This is a genomic window from Trichlorobacter ammonificans, assembly GCF_933509905.1.
Taxonomy (GTDB): Bacteria; Desulfobacterota; Desulfuromonadia; order Geobacterales; family Pseudopelobacteraceae; genus Trichlorobacter; species Trichlorobacter ammonificans.
Genome location: NZ_OW150024.1, coordinates 329,862 through 345,792, shown reverse-complemented (window position 1 = coordinate 345,792; position 15,931 = coordinate 329,862). Strand labels below are relative to the sequence as shown.

General features: G+C 63.0%; 12 protein-coding genes. 10 read left to right on the top strand and 2 right to left on the bottom strand.

The features are described 5' to 3' along the window. The 10 genes from RAK07_RS01445 (at position 1) to RAK07_RS01400 (ending at position 13,906) form a co-directional block, all read left to right on the top strand. Positions 1 to 5,919 carry a pilus assembly protein gene (locus RAK07_RS01445; protein ID WP_305731084.1) on the top strand — a complete coding sequence of 1,973 codons (5,919 nt, stop codon included), beginning with the start codon at positions 1 to 3 and terminating at the stop codon, positions 5,917 to 5,919. A 3-nt stretch (positions 5,920 to 5,922) separates the two neighbouring features. After that, on the top strand, positions 5,923 to 6,426 hold the full coding sequence (locus RAK07_RS01440) for a pilus assembly FimT family protein (protein WP_305731083.1): 504 nt from the start codon (positions 5,923 to 5,925) through the stop codon (positions 6,424 to 6,426). Then, a complete protein-coding gene (locus RAK07_RS01435; RefSeq protein ID WP_305731082.1) occupies positions 6,407 to 6,808 on the top strand; it encodes a type IV pilus modification PilV family protein in 402 nt (133 codons plus the stop codon). The genes RAK07_RS01440 and RAK07_RS01435 overlap by 20 nt, the downstream gene beginning before the upstream one ends. 14 nt (positions 6,809 to 6,822) lie before the next feature. Further along, the gene (locus RAK07_RS01430; RefSeq protein WP_305731081.1) at positions 6,823 to 8,031 is read left to right on the top strand and encodes a prepilin-type N-terminal cleavage/methylation domain-containing protein; all 1,209 of its coding nucleotides are present in this window, start codon (positions 6,823 to 6,825) and stop codon (positions 8,029 to 8,031) included. A gap of 16 nt (positions 8,032 to 8,047) precedes the next feature. Then, on the top strand, positions 8,048 to 8,662 hold the full coding sequence (locus tag RAK07_RS01425; protein WP_305731080.1) for a hypothetical protein: 615 nt from the start codon (positions 8,048 to 8,050) through the stop codon (positions 8,660 to 8,662). 25 nt (positions 8,663 to 8,687) lie between these two features. Beyond that, positions 8,688 to 11,009, top strand: coding sequence for a carbamoyltransferase HypF (gene hypF, locus RAK07_RS01420; RefSeq protein WP_305731079.1), 2,322 nt, complete (start codon positions 8,688 to 8,690; stop codon positions 11,007 to 11,009). A gap of 20 nt (positions 11,010 to 11,029) precedes the next feature. Further along, on the top strand, positions 11,030 to 11,260 hold the full coding sequence (locus RAK07_RS01415; RefSeq protein WP_305731078.1) for a HypC/HybG/HupF family hydrogenase formation chaperone: 231 nt from the start codon (positions 11,030 to 11,032) through the stop codon (positions 11,258 to 11,260). After that, a complete protein-coding gene (hypD, locus tag RAK07_RS01410) occupies positions 11,257 to 12,348 on the top strand; it encodes a hydrogenase formation protein HypD (protein WP_305731077.1) in 1,092 nt (363 codons plus the stop codon). Before RAK07_RS01415 ends, hypD begins: the two co-directional genes overlap by 4 nt. Before the next feature lie 79 nt (positions 12,349 to 12,427). Next, complete coding sequence (locus RAK07_RS01405; RefSeq protein WP_305731076.1) at positions 12,428 to 13,330, top strand: protoglobin domain-containing protein; 903 nt, start codon at positions 12,428 to 12,430, stop codon at positions 13,328 to 13,330. Between the two features lie 42 nt (positions 13,331 to 13,372). Beyond that, positions 13,373 to 13,906, top strand: a complete 534-nt coding sequence (locus RAK07_RS01400) for a hypothetical protein (RefSeq protein ID WP_305731075.1) — start codon at positions 13,373 to 13,375, stop codon at positions 13,904 to 13,906. Here the strand turns inward: RAK07_RS01400 and RAK07_RS01395 are convergent. Continuing rightward, complete coding sequence (locus RAK07_RS01395; RefSeq protein WP_305731074.1) at positions 13,895 to 14,395, bottom strand: chemotaxis protein CheX; 501 nt, start codon at positions 14,393 to 14,395, stop codon at positions 13,895 to 13,897. The genes RAK07_RS01400 and RAK07_RS01395 overlap by 12 nt on opposite strands. A gap of 28 nt (positions 14,396 to 14,423) precedes the next feature. Further along, positions 14,424 to 15,911, bottom strand: a complete 1,488-nt coding sequence (pap, locus tag RAK07_RS01390) for a polyphosphate:AMP phosphotransferase (RefSeq protein ID WP_305731073.1) — start codon at positions 15,909 to 15,911, stop codon at positions 14,424 to 14,426. Positions 15,912 to 15,931 lie beyond the last annotated feature (20 nt).

Here is a 15,931-nt window from a genome sequence, read left to right as displayed (position 1 = left end):
ATGAGTGCGCGAGCTCTGTTCAAGCTGTTGGGAGTCGTCACGGCGGGGTGTGCCGCCTGCCTGCTGCCCGTCATGTCCGTCCACGGGGCAACCATGAACGACTACTGCGTCAGGCCACCGTTCATCTCCCAGCCGGTTCCCCCGATGGTAATGTTCGAAATCGGCCGGGATCACAAGCTGTACTACGAAGCCTACAACGACGGGGTTGACCTCGACGGCGACGGCAGGATCGACAGGACCTACGATCACTCCATCGAGTACTACGGCTACTTCAATCCCTACAAATGCTATACCCATTCCGGCGGTTCCGGCAGCAACGACCTTTACACGCCGGTGGCCACGAATACCGACCGTTTCTGCAGCAGCGGCCAGATCAGCGGCAACCTGCTCAACTGGATCACCATGTCGCGGATGGATGTGCTGCGCAAGGTGATGTACGGCGGCCAGCGCTCCCAGGAAAGCCCCAAGAACGTGCTCAACCGGGCCTACATTCCCCAGGACGCCCACAGCTGGGGCAAGGAGTATACCGGCAGGCTCTGCTACAACAGCACCACCGGCGCCTACAAGACCCAGTGCCTGACCAACGCCGATTGCGACAGCGGCTACGCCTGCACCGACAAGTCGATCAACCTGCTGGGCAGCGCCGCCCCCACCGCCGGCGCCCCCTGCACCACGGCGACCATCTCCTGGGGGGGGAACAACCAACCCGGCAAGGACAAGATGCTGGTTGTGCGCTACCCCTCCAGCGGCAGCTACGGCAGCGACCATGCCGACATCATGGCGTCCATCGACACGACTCAGTTCAAAAGCGGCTTTAACCCGGTCTTCGTCACCAACTTCGACGATGCTGCCCTCAATCCGGCCACTGACCACTGTGATGACTGCGCCACCGTGGTGGTGGCGGAATTCTACGTCGGCAACAGTGAAAACGGCGGCTGGCAGTTCGCCATTGACGGCGATGACGGCGTGGAGATGGAAGTCCGCAACATCGCCAACAACAACATCGTGCAGACCACGAGCGGCGCCGACCAGATCAGTTACTACGGCAGTCACGCCCAATGCTCCTGCCAGACCCACAGCGGCACCATCAACCTGGCGCAAAAGACCTGGTACCGGCTGATCGTCCGCGGCCTCGAATCCAACGGCGGCGACGGGGTCAAGGTCTGGTTCAAGAAACCCGGCGCTGCCTCCTGGACCGTCTTCGGCGACAGAACCACCAGCCCCACGCTCGATGTCCGCGCCCCCAACATCGTGGTCGGCACCAACGACTGCACCCTGAAAAGCGAGGACTTCATCACCAACGGCGTTCCCAAGGCCGATGCCGGTGCCGCCGCCCCCGGCCGTCACCTGATCTGCAACACCACCCTCGCCAGCGGCGAACCGACCAGCTCTCCCCAGGCCACCACCCTGGTACGGATTATCCCCAACTCCACCAAGCGGATCTGGGAATGGGCCTCCAAGGAGTCACCGGTCTGTGGCGACACCTTCAGCGACGGCACCAGCGCCGTCACCAACCGCACTGACTACACCATGCAGGTTGAGGTCTGCAAATCGGGAGTCGGCACCCTGTCGGAGGACAACAAGTTCGAACGCTGCCGGCTGTACGGCACCACCTATCGCCCCATCGGCCTGTTCCAGAAGTACGGTGAGTACAAGACCGACGGCACCGGCGTCACCAAGGTCTGCTCCAAGACCATGGGCAAGCCCTGCGGTAACGACAGCGACTGCGGCAGCGGCGAGGGACTCTGCTTCGACAAGGCGGACATGTACTTCGGTTTCATGACCACCTCCTACACCAAGAACCTCTCCGGCGGCGTGCTGCGCAAGAATCCGGGGCCGGTGTCCGATGAAGTGAACATGAACAACGGCGGCCTGCAGACCTCGGAGAGCGACAAGGGCAACCTGATCATCAGCATGGACCGGATGAAGCTGATCGATTACAGCTACACGAACCGCTCCTACTCCAACTGCGGCTGGATCACCACGCGCGGCATCAATGAAGGCGAATGCAAGATGTGGGGCAACCCCATCGCCGAGATGATGTACGAATCGCTGCGCTACTTTGCCGGCAAGGGGACGCCGACTGCGGAATTCACCTATTCCACGCCGGCTGACTCCGGGGTGAACCTGAGCAAGCCGGCCTGGGGCTACAACAAGGGAAGCACCTGGTACCAGCCCTACGACATCTTCCCCAGTTGCGCCCAGCCCTTCCTGCTGGTGCTCTCCGACGTCAACACCAGCTACGATTCCGATCAGATTCCGGGCAGCTCGTACGCAAAACCGGACGGAAGCTTTTTCACAGAAGATGCCGCCTCCCCGCAACTGGGCCTGGGGGTGCAGAGCGGCGGAAAATCACTGCTCAACCAGTTGCTGGAAACCATCAGCGCCACCGAAGGGGTCGACGGCAACAACTGGTTCATCGGCGAAAGCAACGGCAGCACCGACTTCATCTGCTCCGCGAAAAGCGTGGGCAACCTTACCCTGGTGCGGGGTACCTGCCCCGAGGAGCCGACCAAGAAGGGCTCCTACTACGCGGCAGCCGTGGCCTACTACGGCAAGTCCAAGTTCACGGAAAAGACCGGCAAACCGGCGGTCAACACCTTCGTCATCGCCCTCTCCTCTCCCTTTGCCGACATCAAGATCAAGGCAGGCGGCAAGTACATCAACGTGGTGCCGGTGGGAAAATCGGTCAGTGGAAGCTACAGCATCAAGGAGAACTGCTGGGACAAGTGCACCGCCAGCATCGGCGCCGACGGCCTGACCCTTTCCAGTTGCCAGCCCACCGCCTATTGCCCAACCAATGCGCTGGTGGATTTCTACATCGATGACCTGAAATACGACACCAGCAACGACATCATCTACGCCAAGTTCCGGATCAACTTCGAGGACGTGGAGCAGGGGGCGGACCACGACATGGACGCCATCGCCACCTACGAAATCTGCACCCAGGCGGCGGCGGACGCCGGTCACGGCTCCTGCGGCGGCACCATCAACGGCGTGCAGGTCAAGGTCAACTCGGACTACGCCGCCGGCAGCATCGACCAGGTCCTGGGCTACGTCATTTCCGGAACCACGGCTGACGGCACCTACCTGGTGGTGAAGGACAAGGATGTGGGCAGCACCTCCCCCATAAGCGGCCTGCCCCTGACCAGCGTCAAGGATTTCAGCGTTTCGGCCACCCCGGCGGCCGGCTATCTGAAAAATCCGCTCTGGTACGCCGCCAAGTGGGGCGGCTACACCGGCAGCGGCGTGCCGGACACGGCGGCAAAGTGGGACAAGGATGGCGACGGCCTGCCGGACAACTATTTTCCGGTCAGCAACCCCCTGGAATTGGATAGCCAGCTGGAAAAGGCCTTGAACGAAATCCTGGCCCGGGTCGCCTCGGGCACGGCGGCATCGATCCTCAACAACAGCGAGGGGAGCGGCGCCAACCTGCTGCAGGCGGTCTTCTATCCCAAGAAACAGTTCGACAACAATACCGAGGTGGGCTGGATCGGTGAAATGCAGAACCTCTGGTACTACATCGACCCCTTCCTGAACAAGACCTCCATCCGCGAGGACACCGTTCAGGACAATGTCCTGAACCTGCAGCAGGACTACGTCACCCAGTTCTACTTTGATCCGGCCCAAAGCAAAACCCTGGTGCGACGTTTCTCCGACGCTAATGGCGACGGCCTGGCGGACTCCGCCACACCGGTGGACACCATCTCGCCCGACGACGTCAAAAGCCTCTGGAAAGCGGGACGCCTGCTCTGGGAACGGAACCTGACCACCGCCCCGCGCACCATTTTTACCGGGTACGGCTCCACCGCCGGTACCACGCCGCAGAAGTTCAGCAACCTGGAGGTGGACGGCTATTTCAACACCTGGCCCGGCGTCTGGGCCGCCATGCAGACCGGCGACGAAGCCACCACCACCAAGGTGATCAGCTATGTGCACGGTACCGACCAGGCCGGTTTCCGGGACCGCAAGGTGACCATCAGCGGCTGCGGCCTTACCGATGCCGCCGGCTGCACCCGGGAATGGAAGCTGGGGGACATCGTCTCCTCCACCCCCAAGCTGGTCTCCAACGTCAAGCTGAATACCTATGACCTGGCGCCGCCCAACGGTTACAATGATGCGAGCTACCTGGCCTTTTCCAAAACTCCCACCTATCAGAACCGGGGCATGGCCCTGGTGGGCGGCAACGACGGCATGCTCCACGCCTTCAAGCTGGGTGTGCTGCACGAACGGACGGACCACTACAGCAAGGCGCAGATGAACGACGAAACGGGCAACCTGGCCAACGCCGCCGATCAGCTGGGCAAGGAGCTCTGGTCCTTCATCCCCAAAAACGCACTTCCCTACCTGCGCTATCTCACCTGCAAGAAGGGAGGAGGCGACGCGACGTATTGCGCCAATCTCGACTACGACCACATCTTTCTGGTGGACCGGACCCCCACCATCGTCGACGCCAGCATCATGATCCCGGCGGACACCACGAAATGCACGGTTGCCACCGATTACAGCACCTGTGAAAAACTTGCCGACGGTTCCACCTGGTCAACGATACTGATCGGCGGCATGGGGTACGGCGGGGCCAGCCGGACATCCGCCGACGGCTGCACCGCCGGCAGTGCCGGCACCTGTATCAAGGCCCCCATTACCAACTATGGCCTTTCCTCCTACTTCGCCCTGGACGTCAAGGACCCGGTCAACCCGAAGTATTTGTGGGAGTTCGAGGGCAATCCGGCTGCAGGCCACTACCTGGGGGCAGCTATCACCGGTCCGGCCATCGTGCGGGTGGGCACGAAAAAGGCGGACGGCGTCACCCCCGACCACGCCAGAAACGGCAAATGGTTCGCCGTGTTCGCCTCCGGCCCCACCGGCCCCATCGATACCACCAAGCATCAGTTTCTGGGAACCTCGAACCAGAACCTGAAGCTGTTCATCCTTGACCTCAAAACCGGTACGCTGCTCAGAACCATCGACACCGGCATCGCCAACGCCTTTGCCGGTACCCTCTCCTCGGCGGTCATCGACACCGACCGCTCCAAATCGGGCGACAACGGTTACTACAGCGATGATGCCGTCTATATCGGCTACACCGCCAAGAACACTGCCGTTGCCCCGAACACCTGGACCAAGGGGGGCATCCTGCGCCTGGTTACCAAGGACAACCCCGATCCGGCCCAGTGGACGGTCAGCACGGTGATCAACGACATCGGCCCGGTGACCACCACCGTCACCAAGCTGCAGGACCGTCCCAACAAGACCCTTTGGCTCTATTTCGGCACCGGCCGCTACTTCTACAAGAACGATGACCCGGCCCTCTCCGTGCAGCAGCGGCTGTACGGCATCAAGGAGCCCTGCTACTCGACGGCCAACCGGGCCGACCACACCCCCCAGGCCAACGTGGCCGGCGGCACGGACAACGATATCGCCCCCACCTGCACCGACGCGGTAAGCGGCACCATCGTCAACCAGAGCGGCGACGCCTCCACGGCGCCTGCCGACACCCTTTCCGCAACCGCACCGGGATGGTATATCAACCTTGACGCCGCCGATTCGGCAACACTGGCGGAACGGGTCATCACCGACCCGGTGGCGCTGCCCAACGGCAACGTCTTCTTCACCACCTTCAAACCCAGCTCGGACATCTGCAAGTTCGGCGGGGACACGTTGATCTGGGCGCTCCGCTACAACACCGGCGGCGTACCGCCGGCCCGCACCATGCAGGGAACGGCGCTGATGCAGGTGTCCACCGGTGCCTTCGCCGAGGTGAAGCTGGCCACGGCATTCAGCAATCCCGGCAACCTCCGGCTGCAGGGGCGACGTTTGGCCACGCCGATCCAGGGGGTTCCCCCCACGGCCCAGGGGCTGTCGCTGATCACCAACCCCAAGCCGGTCAAGAAGTATCTGCATATCAGGGAGAAGTAGGCAATGCGACGTCACGGCATACAGGGCAGGGGATTCGCGCTGCTTGAACTGGTGGTGGTACTCGGTATCATCGGGATTCTGCTGACGCTAGTCACGCTCAACTTCACCTCCTGGAGCCGTAAGAGCCAGATCGAGCGCCAGACGCGGGAGCTGTTCGCCGATCTGAACCAGGCCCGCACCGACTCGATCTTCATGAAGAAGCGGCACAAGGTGGTGCTGCAGCCGCAAAGTTACACCTTCTATCGCTTCAGCTCCGCCGACGAAAACCGGAGCACCGGCGGCACGGCCCTCTTCACCAAGCCGCTCGCCTACCCGTTGACCAAGGCAAGCGGAGCATCAATCGCTAACCGGATTTTCGAGTTCGATATCCGGGGGTTCACCAATGACCTCGATACCATCAAAATTACCGCTCCGAGTGACATCAGGGCGCAGGTGGACTGCATCGTGGTCCACTATGGCCGCACCAACCTGGGAAGGATGGAAAACAATGCCTGTGCTCTGCAATAGCCGGGGATTCACCCTGCTGGAATTTCTGGTGGCGGTGCTCATCGCCATGGTGGGGCTTTTGGGTCTGCTGCAGACGGTCAATGTGGCCCTGAACCACAACCTGCAGAACCAGCTCAGAAACGAGGCGGTACAGGTGGCCGACAGCTACATGGCCCGGGAACTGGCCAAGGGATTTGACGCCGTTTCCACACACCCCCCTTTAACGCCCAAATACCTGGTGGAGTCCCGGCAGATACTGAACGGCTTCCGGAATTTCTCGGTAGCCCATTCTGGCATCACCTACGAGAACTCCAAAGAAATCCGCTTTCAGGTGATCTGGCGGCACAAGGGGACGCGCTACACCCATGATGCCGCCGGCGTGGTCAGCAAGGCACAACAATGAACGGGGCTCGGGCTATGCTACGAAAGCAACGCGGGTTCACCCTGGTGGAACTGATTGTGGTCATGGCGGTCTTCATGGTGGTGCTGATGATTACGGCCAGCTCCTTCGACACCATCCTCAAGCAGGCAGGCAAGCTCTTTCGGAGCGAGGAGAGCAACATCGAAGGGATCGTGGGGTTGGAGATGCTGCGCCACGACCTGCAACAGGCCGGTTACGGGCTGTTCACCGAACCCACTGCTTATGCCAACGAAGCCGTCGACGCGCCGGCCTCAAGCTACAACGACGCCCCCGACAACGTTCCCCGACCGGTGGTGCTCGGCAACAACGTTGCCGCCGCCACCCTGGACGCCACCACGGTCATGGCCGGCTCCGATTACCTGACCATCAAGGGCACCACCGTAGGACGAACCAAGACAGCCCAGAAGTGGACCTTCCTCAGAATATCGTCCAGCATGGCCAGCGTTCAAAAATGGGCCTCGAATGCCGAAAACTTCGATTCCGGCGACAGGGCGGTCCTGATCCGCAAGCAGTTCGGCACTCCGCTACGCAGCAGCCTGATGCGCGATCCGACCGACGATTTCTACTACGCTTACAGTGACGTTGCTTTCGAACATCTTTCCTCGTCGTCGCAGAGCATTTACACGCTCTACGGCGTTGATACCGGCGACCTGCGCTTTCCCTTTAATCGCAGCGACTACTTCGTGGCAGTGCCCGGCGCCACCAGCAGCATCAAGTTGCCCGCCTACTGCGCACCGGGTACCGGTATCCTGTACAAAACAACCGTGAAGCACGCCGACGGCAAGCTGCTCTACCTGCCGCTTCTGGACTGCGTGCTGGACATGCAGGTGGTGTTGGGCTGGGACATGAACAACGACGGGATGCTTGATACCTACTCGAATGCCGACGGCTCCCAGGTCAACAGCGGCATCGCCGAGGGTACCACGGCAAACGTGCAGGCAGCTCTCGGTACGACAAACAACAACTCCTTGACCTTGTTGCCGAACATCCGCTCCAACCTGAAGATGGTCAAGGTCTACGTGCTGGCCCAGAACGGCAGGCGGGACAGCGGCTACAGCAGCCCCTCCCCCCTGGCGATGAGTGACGACGGCGAAGCCAGCCTGACCAGAGCGGGCGGTTTCACGCTGGCGGCAAACCAGCTCAACTACCGCTGGAAGCTGCACCGGATCGTCGTCAGGCCGAAGAACCTGCTTTCAAACCAGTAATCTGCCGGAGTTACCCATGAAACGCCTGCACAATACCAAAGGGGTCGCCCTGGTCACCTCGCTGATGCTGACACTGATCTCGCTGACCATCATCCTGGCGCTCATGTATATGATTGTCCAGGGAACCACGGTGTCCGCCTCCTACAAGAAGTACCGGACCTCCCTTGAGGCCAGCTACGGCGGTTCCGAGCTGTTCGTCAAGGATCTCCTCCCCTATGTGCTCAAGAACTATCAGGACTCAAATCTGGCAGCCCTGGCCGGCAGCACCTTCAGCGCCGTCAACCTGCAACTCCTCTCGACCGCTTCCTGCATCCAGAGCAAGCTGACCCTCCCCTCCAGCCAGTGGCCGGCCGGCTGCAGCAACACCGCCGATCCGAAGCAGAGCCCCGACGCGACCTTCAACCTGATGGCTGCCAGCGGCAGCCCCTACACCATCTATTCGAAGATCATCGAAACCCTGATCGGCAATACCGACATCAGCGGCCTGCAACTGGAAGGGGCCGGCGTCGCCGAGGCACAGTCGGGCATCACCCCCCAGCACTTCCCCTACCTGTACCGGATAGAGCTGCAGGGAGAGCGGTCCGCCACCGCGAAGGCCCAGGCCAACATTGAAGTGCTCTACGCCTACTGATGCCAGTGGCAGCGGGCATGCCGCCATGATCCGCCGGCGTTTTGCCATCAGCGGCATCGTCCAGGGGGTGGGCTTCCGTCCCTTTGTCTTTCGTCTGGCTTCAGATCTGGCACTGTCCGGCCAGGTCCGCAACACGCCGGCCGGGGTGGAGATCGAAGTGCAGGGTGCGCCTGCCACGGTCGAACGGTTCGCACAGCGCCTGACGACGGAGCTGCCGCCGCTGGCGGTTGTCACCCGCTGCGAACAGCGGGAGCTGCCGACGGTGACGGGCGCAACCGGCTTCGAGATCCTGCCCAGCAGCGGCGGCATGCCGGAGGTGCAGATCGCGCCGGACACCGCCCTGTGCGCCGACTGTCTGCGGGAACTGTTCGATCCGGCCGACCGCCGTTTCCGGCATCCCTTCATCACCTGCACCAACTGCGGCCCCCGCTGGACCATCATCAGCGCCATCCCCTACGACCGCCCCCTGACCACCATGGCCGCCTTTCCACTCTGTCCCGCCTGTGAGGCGGAATACCGCGATCCGCTCGACCGGCGCTTCCACGCCCAGCCGATCGCCTGCCCCGCCTGCGGTCCCCGGCTCTCGCTTGTTCCTGACCATCCCGCCCCGCTGGAGCATGCCGGTTCTCTTCTGCGACAGGGGTTGATCGTCGCGGTGAAAGGACTGGGGGGATTCCATCTGGCAGTGGATGCGTGCAACGATGGGGCCGTGGCCCGGCTGCGCAGCCGCAAGCAGCGCGACGAAAAACCGTTCGCCGTTATGGTGCCGGACTTGGCCACGGCCCGGCTGATAGCCCGTCTGTCCGATATGGAGGAACGGCTGCTGGCCGGCCCGGACGCACCGGTCGTCATCGTACGGCGTCGGCCCGATACCCCGCTGTCGCCGCTGGTGGCACCGGACAGCCGCTGGGTGGGACTGCTGCTGGCCTACACGCCGGTGCATCACCTGCTCTTCAGCAACCTGGCAACCACGCTGCCGGCACTGGTCATGACCAGTGCCAACCGTTCCGACGAACCGATGATCGCCGGAGACCGGGAGGTCCGGGACAAGCTGGCCGATATTGCCGACGCGCTGCTGACCCACGACCGGCCGATCCAGGTGCGCACCGACGATTCGGTGCTGCGGGTCTTCCGGGGAGCACCGATCTTCTACCGTCGCTCCCGGGGATTCGTTCCCCGTCCGGTACGGCTTCCTTTCAGCGCCCCCCCGGTCCTGGCCTTCGGCGCGGAGCTGAAGAACACCGTCTGCCTGACCAGAGGTGCCGACGCCTTCATGAGCCAGCATATCGGGGATCTGAAGAACGAGGCCACCTTCGAGGCCTGCCGGGAGACCGTGGAACATCTCTGCCGCATGCTGGAGGTCAGGCCGGCACTCCTGGCCTGCGATCTGCACCCGGACTATCTCTCCACCCGCTTGGCCGAAGACAACGCTCTCCGTTTGGAGCAGGAAGCCAACACCGCCACCGGCAGCCGGGCCCAGGCTCGTCCGATCGTCCGGGTGCAGCATCATCATGCCCACATGGCCTCCTGCATGGCCGAAAACAGCCTTGATGGCGAGGTGACCGGCGTGATCTTCGATGGTACCGGCCTGGGGTATGACGGCACGGTCTGGGGGGGCGAATTCCTGGTGGGTGGCTACGGCGGGGTACGCCGGGCCGGGCACCTGCGGCAGGCCCGCCTGCCGGGCGGTGATGCCGCAGCCCATGAGCCCTGGCGCATGGCCCTCTCCTGGCTGTTCGAAAGCTACGGCCCCGCCTGCTTCGAGCGCGACCTGCCGCTGCTGCGGCAGATGCCGGCGGCGGAGCTGACCACCCTGCGCCTGATGCTGGAGCGGGGCGTGAATGCGCCCTATACGTCCAGCATCGGCCGACTCTTCGATGCCGTGGCGGCACTGCTGGGGTTCGGCAGCATCAACCGCTTTGACGGCCAGGCTGCCATGGCGCTGGAGGCGGCAGCCGAGAATGCTGCGGAATCGCAGCCGCTCCCCTGCCCGTTGACGCTGGGCGATAACGGAGCGTTTGTGGTGGACCCGACGCCGGCGATCCGCGCCCTGGCGGACGGCCCGGACGGCGACGCCGGTCGCGACCGTCTGGCACTGGCCTTCCATCGCGGCCTGGCGGAGGCCGTGGCTGCCGGCTGCCGCCGGATACGCGCTGACGGCGGCCCTGAGCGGGTGGTTCTCTCCGGCGGCGTGTTTCAGAATCGCCTTCTGACGGAATTGGTATATACTGCCCTTGCCGCGTCAGGCTTCCTGGTTTTCACGCACCGCCTGGCACCTCCCAACGACGGCGGCATTGCCCTGGGACAGGCGGCGATCGCCGCCTACGGGGCGAAGCGGCATCCCTAACGTACAGGAGACGAACTGATATGTGCCTTGGTGTACCGATGCAGGTTATAACGGTGGAGGGCGATACGGCTGTCGCCGAAATCGACGGTGTCCGACGGGAGGCCAGCCTGCTGATGCTGGCTGAGCCGGTGGCAGTGGGAGACTACGTGATCGTGCATGCCGGGTTTGCCATCTCCCGGATCGATCCGGCGGAGGCGGAGGAGACCCTGCGGATGATGCGGGAGGTATTCAGCCCCGAGGATATGGTATGAAACACCAGGACGAGTACCGCGACCACGATCTGGTGCAGGGGCTGGCCGGCGCCATCACCCGCGAAGCATCGACACTGGTCGAACCGGTACGTTTCATGGAGGTCTGCGGTACCCACACCATGGCCATCGCCCGGTTCGGCCTGAAAAGCCTGCTGCCCCCCCAGGTGCGCCTGGTCTCCGGCCCCGGCTGCCCGGTCTGCGTCACGCCGGTGGGCTACATCGACCACGCCCTGGCCCTGGCTACCGATCCCGGCACCATCATCACCACCTTCGGCGACCTGCTGCGGGTGCCCGGCTCCCGTTCCTCCCTCCTGCGGGAACGAGCCAGGGGTGCCGACGTGCGCATCGTCTATTCGCCGCTGGAGGCGGTCAGGCTGGCGGCGGAACACCCCGGACGACGGATCGTTTTTCTGGGGATCGGCTTCGAGACCACCGCCCCCACCGTGGCGGCGTCAGTTCTCACCGCGCGTAGCCACGGCCTGACCAACTATTTCGTACTGGCCTCCCACAAGACCATGCCCGCTCCCATGGCGGCCCTCTCCGCCGACCCCCGGGTGCAGATCAGGGGCTATCTCTGCCCGGCCCATGTCAGTACCGTCATCGGCGGCAACGGCTACCGCCACCTGGTGGAGAACTACCGCATCCCCTGCGTGGTCACCGGCTTTGAACCGGCCGACATCATGCAGGGGATTCTCTGGCTGCTGCGCCAGCACCTGGCCGGTACCGCCCGGGTGGAGATCCAGTACGCCCGTGCCGTTACCCGCGGGGGAAATCCGAAAGCACAGGCACTGTTGCGGGACGTCTTCGCGCCCTGTGACGCCCTCTGGCGAGGGCTGGGCGTCCTGCCCGCCAGCGGCCTGGCCTTCCGTGACGAGTATGCCGCTTTCGATGCGGCCCGCATGCTGCCGGCAGAACTGGCGGAACCGCTGGAACCGGCCGGTTGCCGCTGCGGCGAGGTGCTGACCGGCCGTATCGAACCGACGGACTGCCCCCTGTTCGGCACCGCCTGCACGCCGGAGCAACCGGTGGGGGCCTGCATGGTTTCCAGCGAGGGAAGCTGCGCCGCGGCCTGGCGCTACCGCCCGTAGACATGCCCGTTTCCCACCGCCTCGAAATCGTCCGTCACCCGAAACCGACGAACGCATGAACGTGAAGCACGGAGGTTCTATGGCCAGCAGCATGGAGGAACTCAAACGCCACTACTCCTTTACCGGTGACGATGCCCGGCGCCTGGCGGAGCTGCGCGGACTTGCCGAGCAGCACCAGCAACAGCTGGTGGACGATCTCTACGAGTTCATTATCACGCACCCGGAAACCGCTGCCATCCTGACACGACAAACCAGTCGGGAGAAAATGGACCATTTTCACCGTCTCTGGTTCATATCCCTGTTCTCCGGGCAGTACGACGACCTCTATCTGGCAAACCTCAAACGGATCGGCCATGCCCACGTCCGGGTGGAGCTGCCGGTGAACTTCGTCAACGCCGCCATGCACCAGGTCCGCCACTTTCTGCACCACCTGATTCACGACACCTTCCCGGACCGCGACCTGCGCCGCTCCTACCGCGAATCGGTGGACCGCATCCTGGACATGAACCTGTCGGTGATGACCTCCTCCTACCGCGACGAAGAAATGAAGAAGGTCTTTGTTTCCCGCCGGCTGGAATCGGAGCTGATCCACCTGTCCGAACGGTTCACCTACGGCCTGAACCTGATCCTGGTGCTGGCGCTGGCCGGCCTGTCGGTGGGGGTGGTGGGGCTGTTCATCAAGGACATTGCGCTTATTTTCAGCGGTAATGTGGAGAAAGGGATTCTCTCCGCCCTGGGGGCGATGCTGATCCTCTGGATGATGATCGAACTGCTGGAAAACGAGATCAAGAACCTGAAGGGAGGGCGTTTCAACATCCTGGTCTTTATCGGCGTGATCATCGTGGCCATGGTACGGGAGATCCTGATCTCCACCCTGCGCCATGACGACCTGAGTACCCAGGCCTTTCTGGCGCTGACCCTGCTGATCCTGGGCATCGTCTACTACCTGGTCTCGCGGGCCCAGCAGCTGAACAAGGAGTGAGCCATCCACCACATCCTGCTGGGCATATCCGAAGGGTTCAGGATGCGCCGCCCCCTTGCGGCACTGCTCAGGGCGACGCCGCCTGACCAGAGCGTCCTGCGCCTGCGGCCGGAAGAGCTGGCACAGCGGAATATCCAGGCGCTGGCCCTTGATTTCGATGGGGTGCTGGCACCCCACGGCGCCGGGGAGGTGCTGCCGGACGTTGCCGACTGGCTTGCCGCCTGTTGCCGCCGACTGGGACCGGAACGGGTGCTCATCCTTTCCAACCGCCCCACGCCGGAACGCCGCCTGATGCTGGAGCGATGTTTTCCCGGGGTCCGGCTGATCAGCGGCGTCAGGAAGAAGCCGTATGTCGATGGCCTTATCGCCACAGGGGAACTCGCCGGCGTCCCCCTGTCTGGAATCCTGATGGTCGACGACCGGCTGCTCACCGGCTGCCTTGCGGCACTGCGGGCCGGCGCCATCCCCTTTTACGTCCGCGCACCCTTCGTGAAGCTGCGGCACAACCTGCTGCCGGAACTGTTCTTCATGGCGCTGCGCCTGTTTGAGCGATGGTACGTCAGGCTAATCGGCTGAAAGGACGGTACTGACCATGAACCACTCCTCCGCCACATCGAAGAGCAGGTTGATGGAGTCGTTCTGCTTGCACTGCACGATGTAATCCTTGCCGGAGATGACGGAGGGGGTCGAGATACGCACGTCGCCTCCCCCCTTGGAAATATGCTGTTTGAAGTTCCCCGCCACCATGTTGGCGATCTCTCCCAGGGCATCGTAGACATCCTGGTCCACCTCTTCCACGTCCATCCCCAGCATGGCTCCGGCAAAGGTCTTGGCCAGGCCGGTCGGCACATGCACGCTGACCAGCCCGCTGTAGGTGCCGCCCAACCCTACCATGGCCGAAACGCAGTCCTGGAACTGGGACACCGGGTCCACCTCCAGGGGCAGGTGCATCAGCTCGATCCCCAGCATGCTGCTGTAGATGGTTCGCACGTCGTCGATCATTTTTTTGACCAGTTGATCCTGCGTCGTGTTGAGTGCAGTCAGTATGGCCGGCGCAATACTCATGGGGAAGCCGCTCCTGAGATGGAATGGATCACAGTCTGTCCAACGCCTGTTCCAGGCGGTCGCAGATGGTTTTCAGCACCTTGATTCGTGCGTAGTTCTTGTCGTTGGCCTCCACCAGCGTCCAGGGGGCGATCTCGGTGCTGGTGCGGTCGATCATGTCGCAAACCGCCTGGGCGTACAAGCTCCACTTTTCCCGGTTGCGCCAGTCGTCGTCCGTGATCTTGAACCGCTTGAAGCCGATCTTTTCCCGCTCCTTGAACCGCCGCAGCTGCTCCTCCGGGGTGATGGCAAGCCAGAACTTGACGACGACGGTGTGATTCCTGACCAGCTGCTCCTCGAAATCGTTGATCTCGCCGTAGGCCCGCATCCAGTCCGTACGGGAGCAGTACTCCTCCACCCGCTCCACCAGCACCCGACCGTACCAGGAGCGGTCAAAGACCGCCAGCCGCCCCCGTCGCGGCAGGTGCCGCCAGAACCGCCACAGATAGGGCTGGGCGCGTTCTTCCTCGGTGGGCGCGGCGATCGGGATCACCCGATAGCTGCGGGCGTCGAGAGCCTGGGTAACCCGACGGATGCTTCCCCCCTTGCCGGCGGCATCATTCCCCTCAAACACCGTGACCACCGACAGCCGATTGAAGTTCTTGTGCCGCGACAGCAGGTTCAAACGACCCTGCAGGGCTTCCAGCTCCTCATCGTAGCGTTTCTTGGCGATCTTCTTCGTCATGTCAAGAGTCTGCAGAATCTGCAGGCCATCGATGGAAGTCAGCAAAGGCGGCAGCGGCTCATCCGCCGCTGGCGCCGCAGGGGCATCCAGGCGCCGGCGCAACGCCTCCAGGATCGCCCTGCCGATGGTCAGGGAGCGGTAGCGCTCGTCGGCCCCTTCGACAATGTTCCAGGGCGCTTTGGGGGTACTGGTCGTGCGCAGCATCCGTTCGGAAACCGTACGAAAGCGGGCATAGTTCTTGAAATTCTTCCAGTCGCTCTCCTTGACCCGCCAGCGGGTCTTGGGGTCCTTTTCCAGTTTGCGCAAGCGCTTGCGTTGCTGTTCTTCGGAAAGGTGCAGCCAGAATTTCAGGATCAACGCCCCTTCGTTGCAGAGCATGGTCTCGAAGCGGATGATCCGGTCCAGCTGTTGGTCCAGCTCGGCATTCTTGCTGATGCCGTGGACGTTATCCAGAAGCGGCGCCGAATACCAGGAGCCGATGAAGATACCGATTTTCCCCTTGGGCGGAAGGTCCCGCCAGTAACGCCACATGGGAGGGCGCTCCCGCTCCTCGTCGGTCAGCTCCCGCAGGGCATGGGACTCGATGTGCCGGGGGTCCATCCACTCATGCAGGAGGTTCATGGTTTCCCCCTTGCCGGCGCAATCGACGCCGGCGAGCAGGATGATAACCGGAAAGCGACGCGACTGCAGCAGGTCCAGCTGCGCGTCCAGCAGCGCCTCCCGCAATAGGGGGAGTTCCCGCCTGAACATCTCCTTGGAAATTTTGTGGCCCAGCTCTGCGGACTCGAACATACCGTCACCTCCGCCTGCGT

Coding starts and splice junctions, on each gene's coding strand:
- RAK07_RS01445 (WP_305731084.1), top strand. CDS start 1: ATGAGTGCGCGAGCTCTGTTCAAGCTGTTGGGAGTCGTCACGGCGGGG.
- RAK07_RS01440 (WP_305731083.1), top strand. CDS start 5,923: ATGCGACGTCACGGCATACAGGGCAGGGGATTCGCGCTGCTTGAACTG.
- RAK07_RS01435 (WP_305731082.1), top strand. CDS start 6,407: ATGCCTGTGCTCTGCAATAGCCGGGGATTCACCCTGCTGGAATTTCTG.
- RAK07_RS01430 (WP_305731081.1), top strand. CDS start 6,823: ATGCTACGAAAGCAACGCGGGTTCACCCTGGTGGAACTGATTGTGGTC.
- RAK07_RS01425 (WP_305731080.1), top strand. CDS start 8,048: ATGAAACGCCTGCACAATACCAAAGGGGTCGCCCTGGTCACCTCGCTG.
- hypF (WP_305731079.1), top strand. CDS start 8,688: ATGATCCGCCGGCGTTTTGCCATCAGCGGCATCGTCCAGGGGGTGGGC.
- RAK07_RS01415 (WP_305731078.1), top strand. CDS start 11,030: ATGTGCCTTGGTGTACCGATGCAGGTTATAACGGTGGAGGGCGATACG.
- hypD (WP_305731077.1), top strand. CDS start 11,257: ATGAAACACCAGGACGAGTACCGCGACCACGATCTGGTGCAGGGGCTG.
- RAK07_RS01405 (WP_305731076.1), top strand. CDS start 12,428: ATGGCCAGCAGCATGGAGGAACTCAAACGCCACTACTCCTTTACCGGT.
- RAK07_RS01400 (WP_305731075.1), top strand. CDS start 13,373: ATGCGCCGCCCCCTTGCGGCACTGCTCAGGGCGACGCCGCCTGACCAG.
- RAK07_RS01395 (WP_305731074.1), bottom strand. CDS start 14,395: ATGAGTATTGCGCCGGCCATACTGACTGCACTCAACACGACGCAGGAT.
- pap (WP_305731073.1), bottom strand. CDS start 15,911: ATGTTCGAGTCCGCAGAGCTGGGCCACAAAATTTCCAAGGAGATGTTC.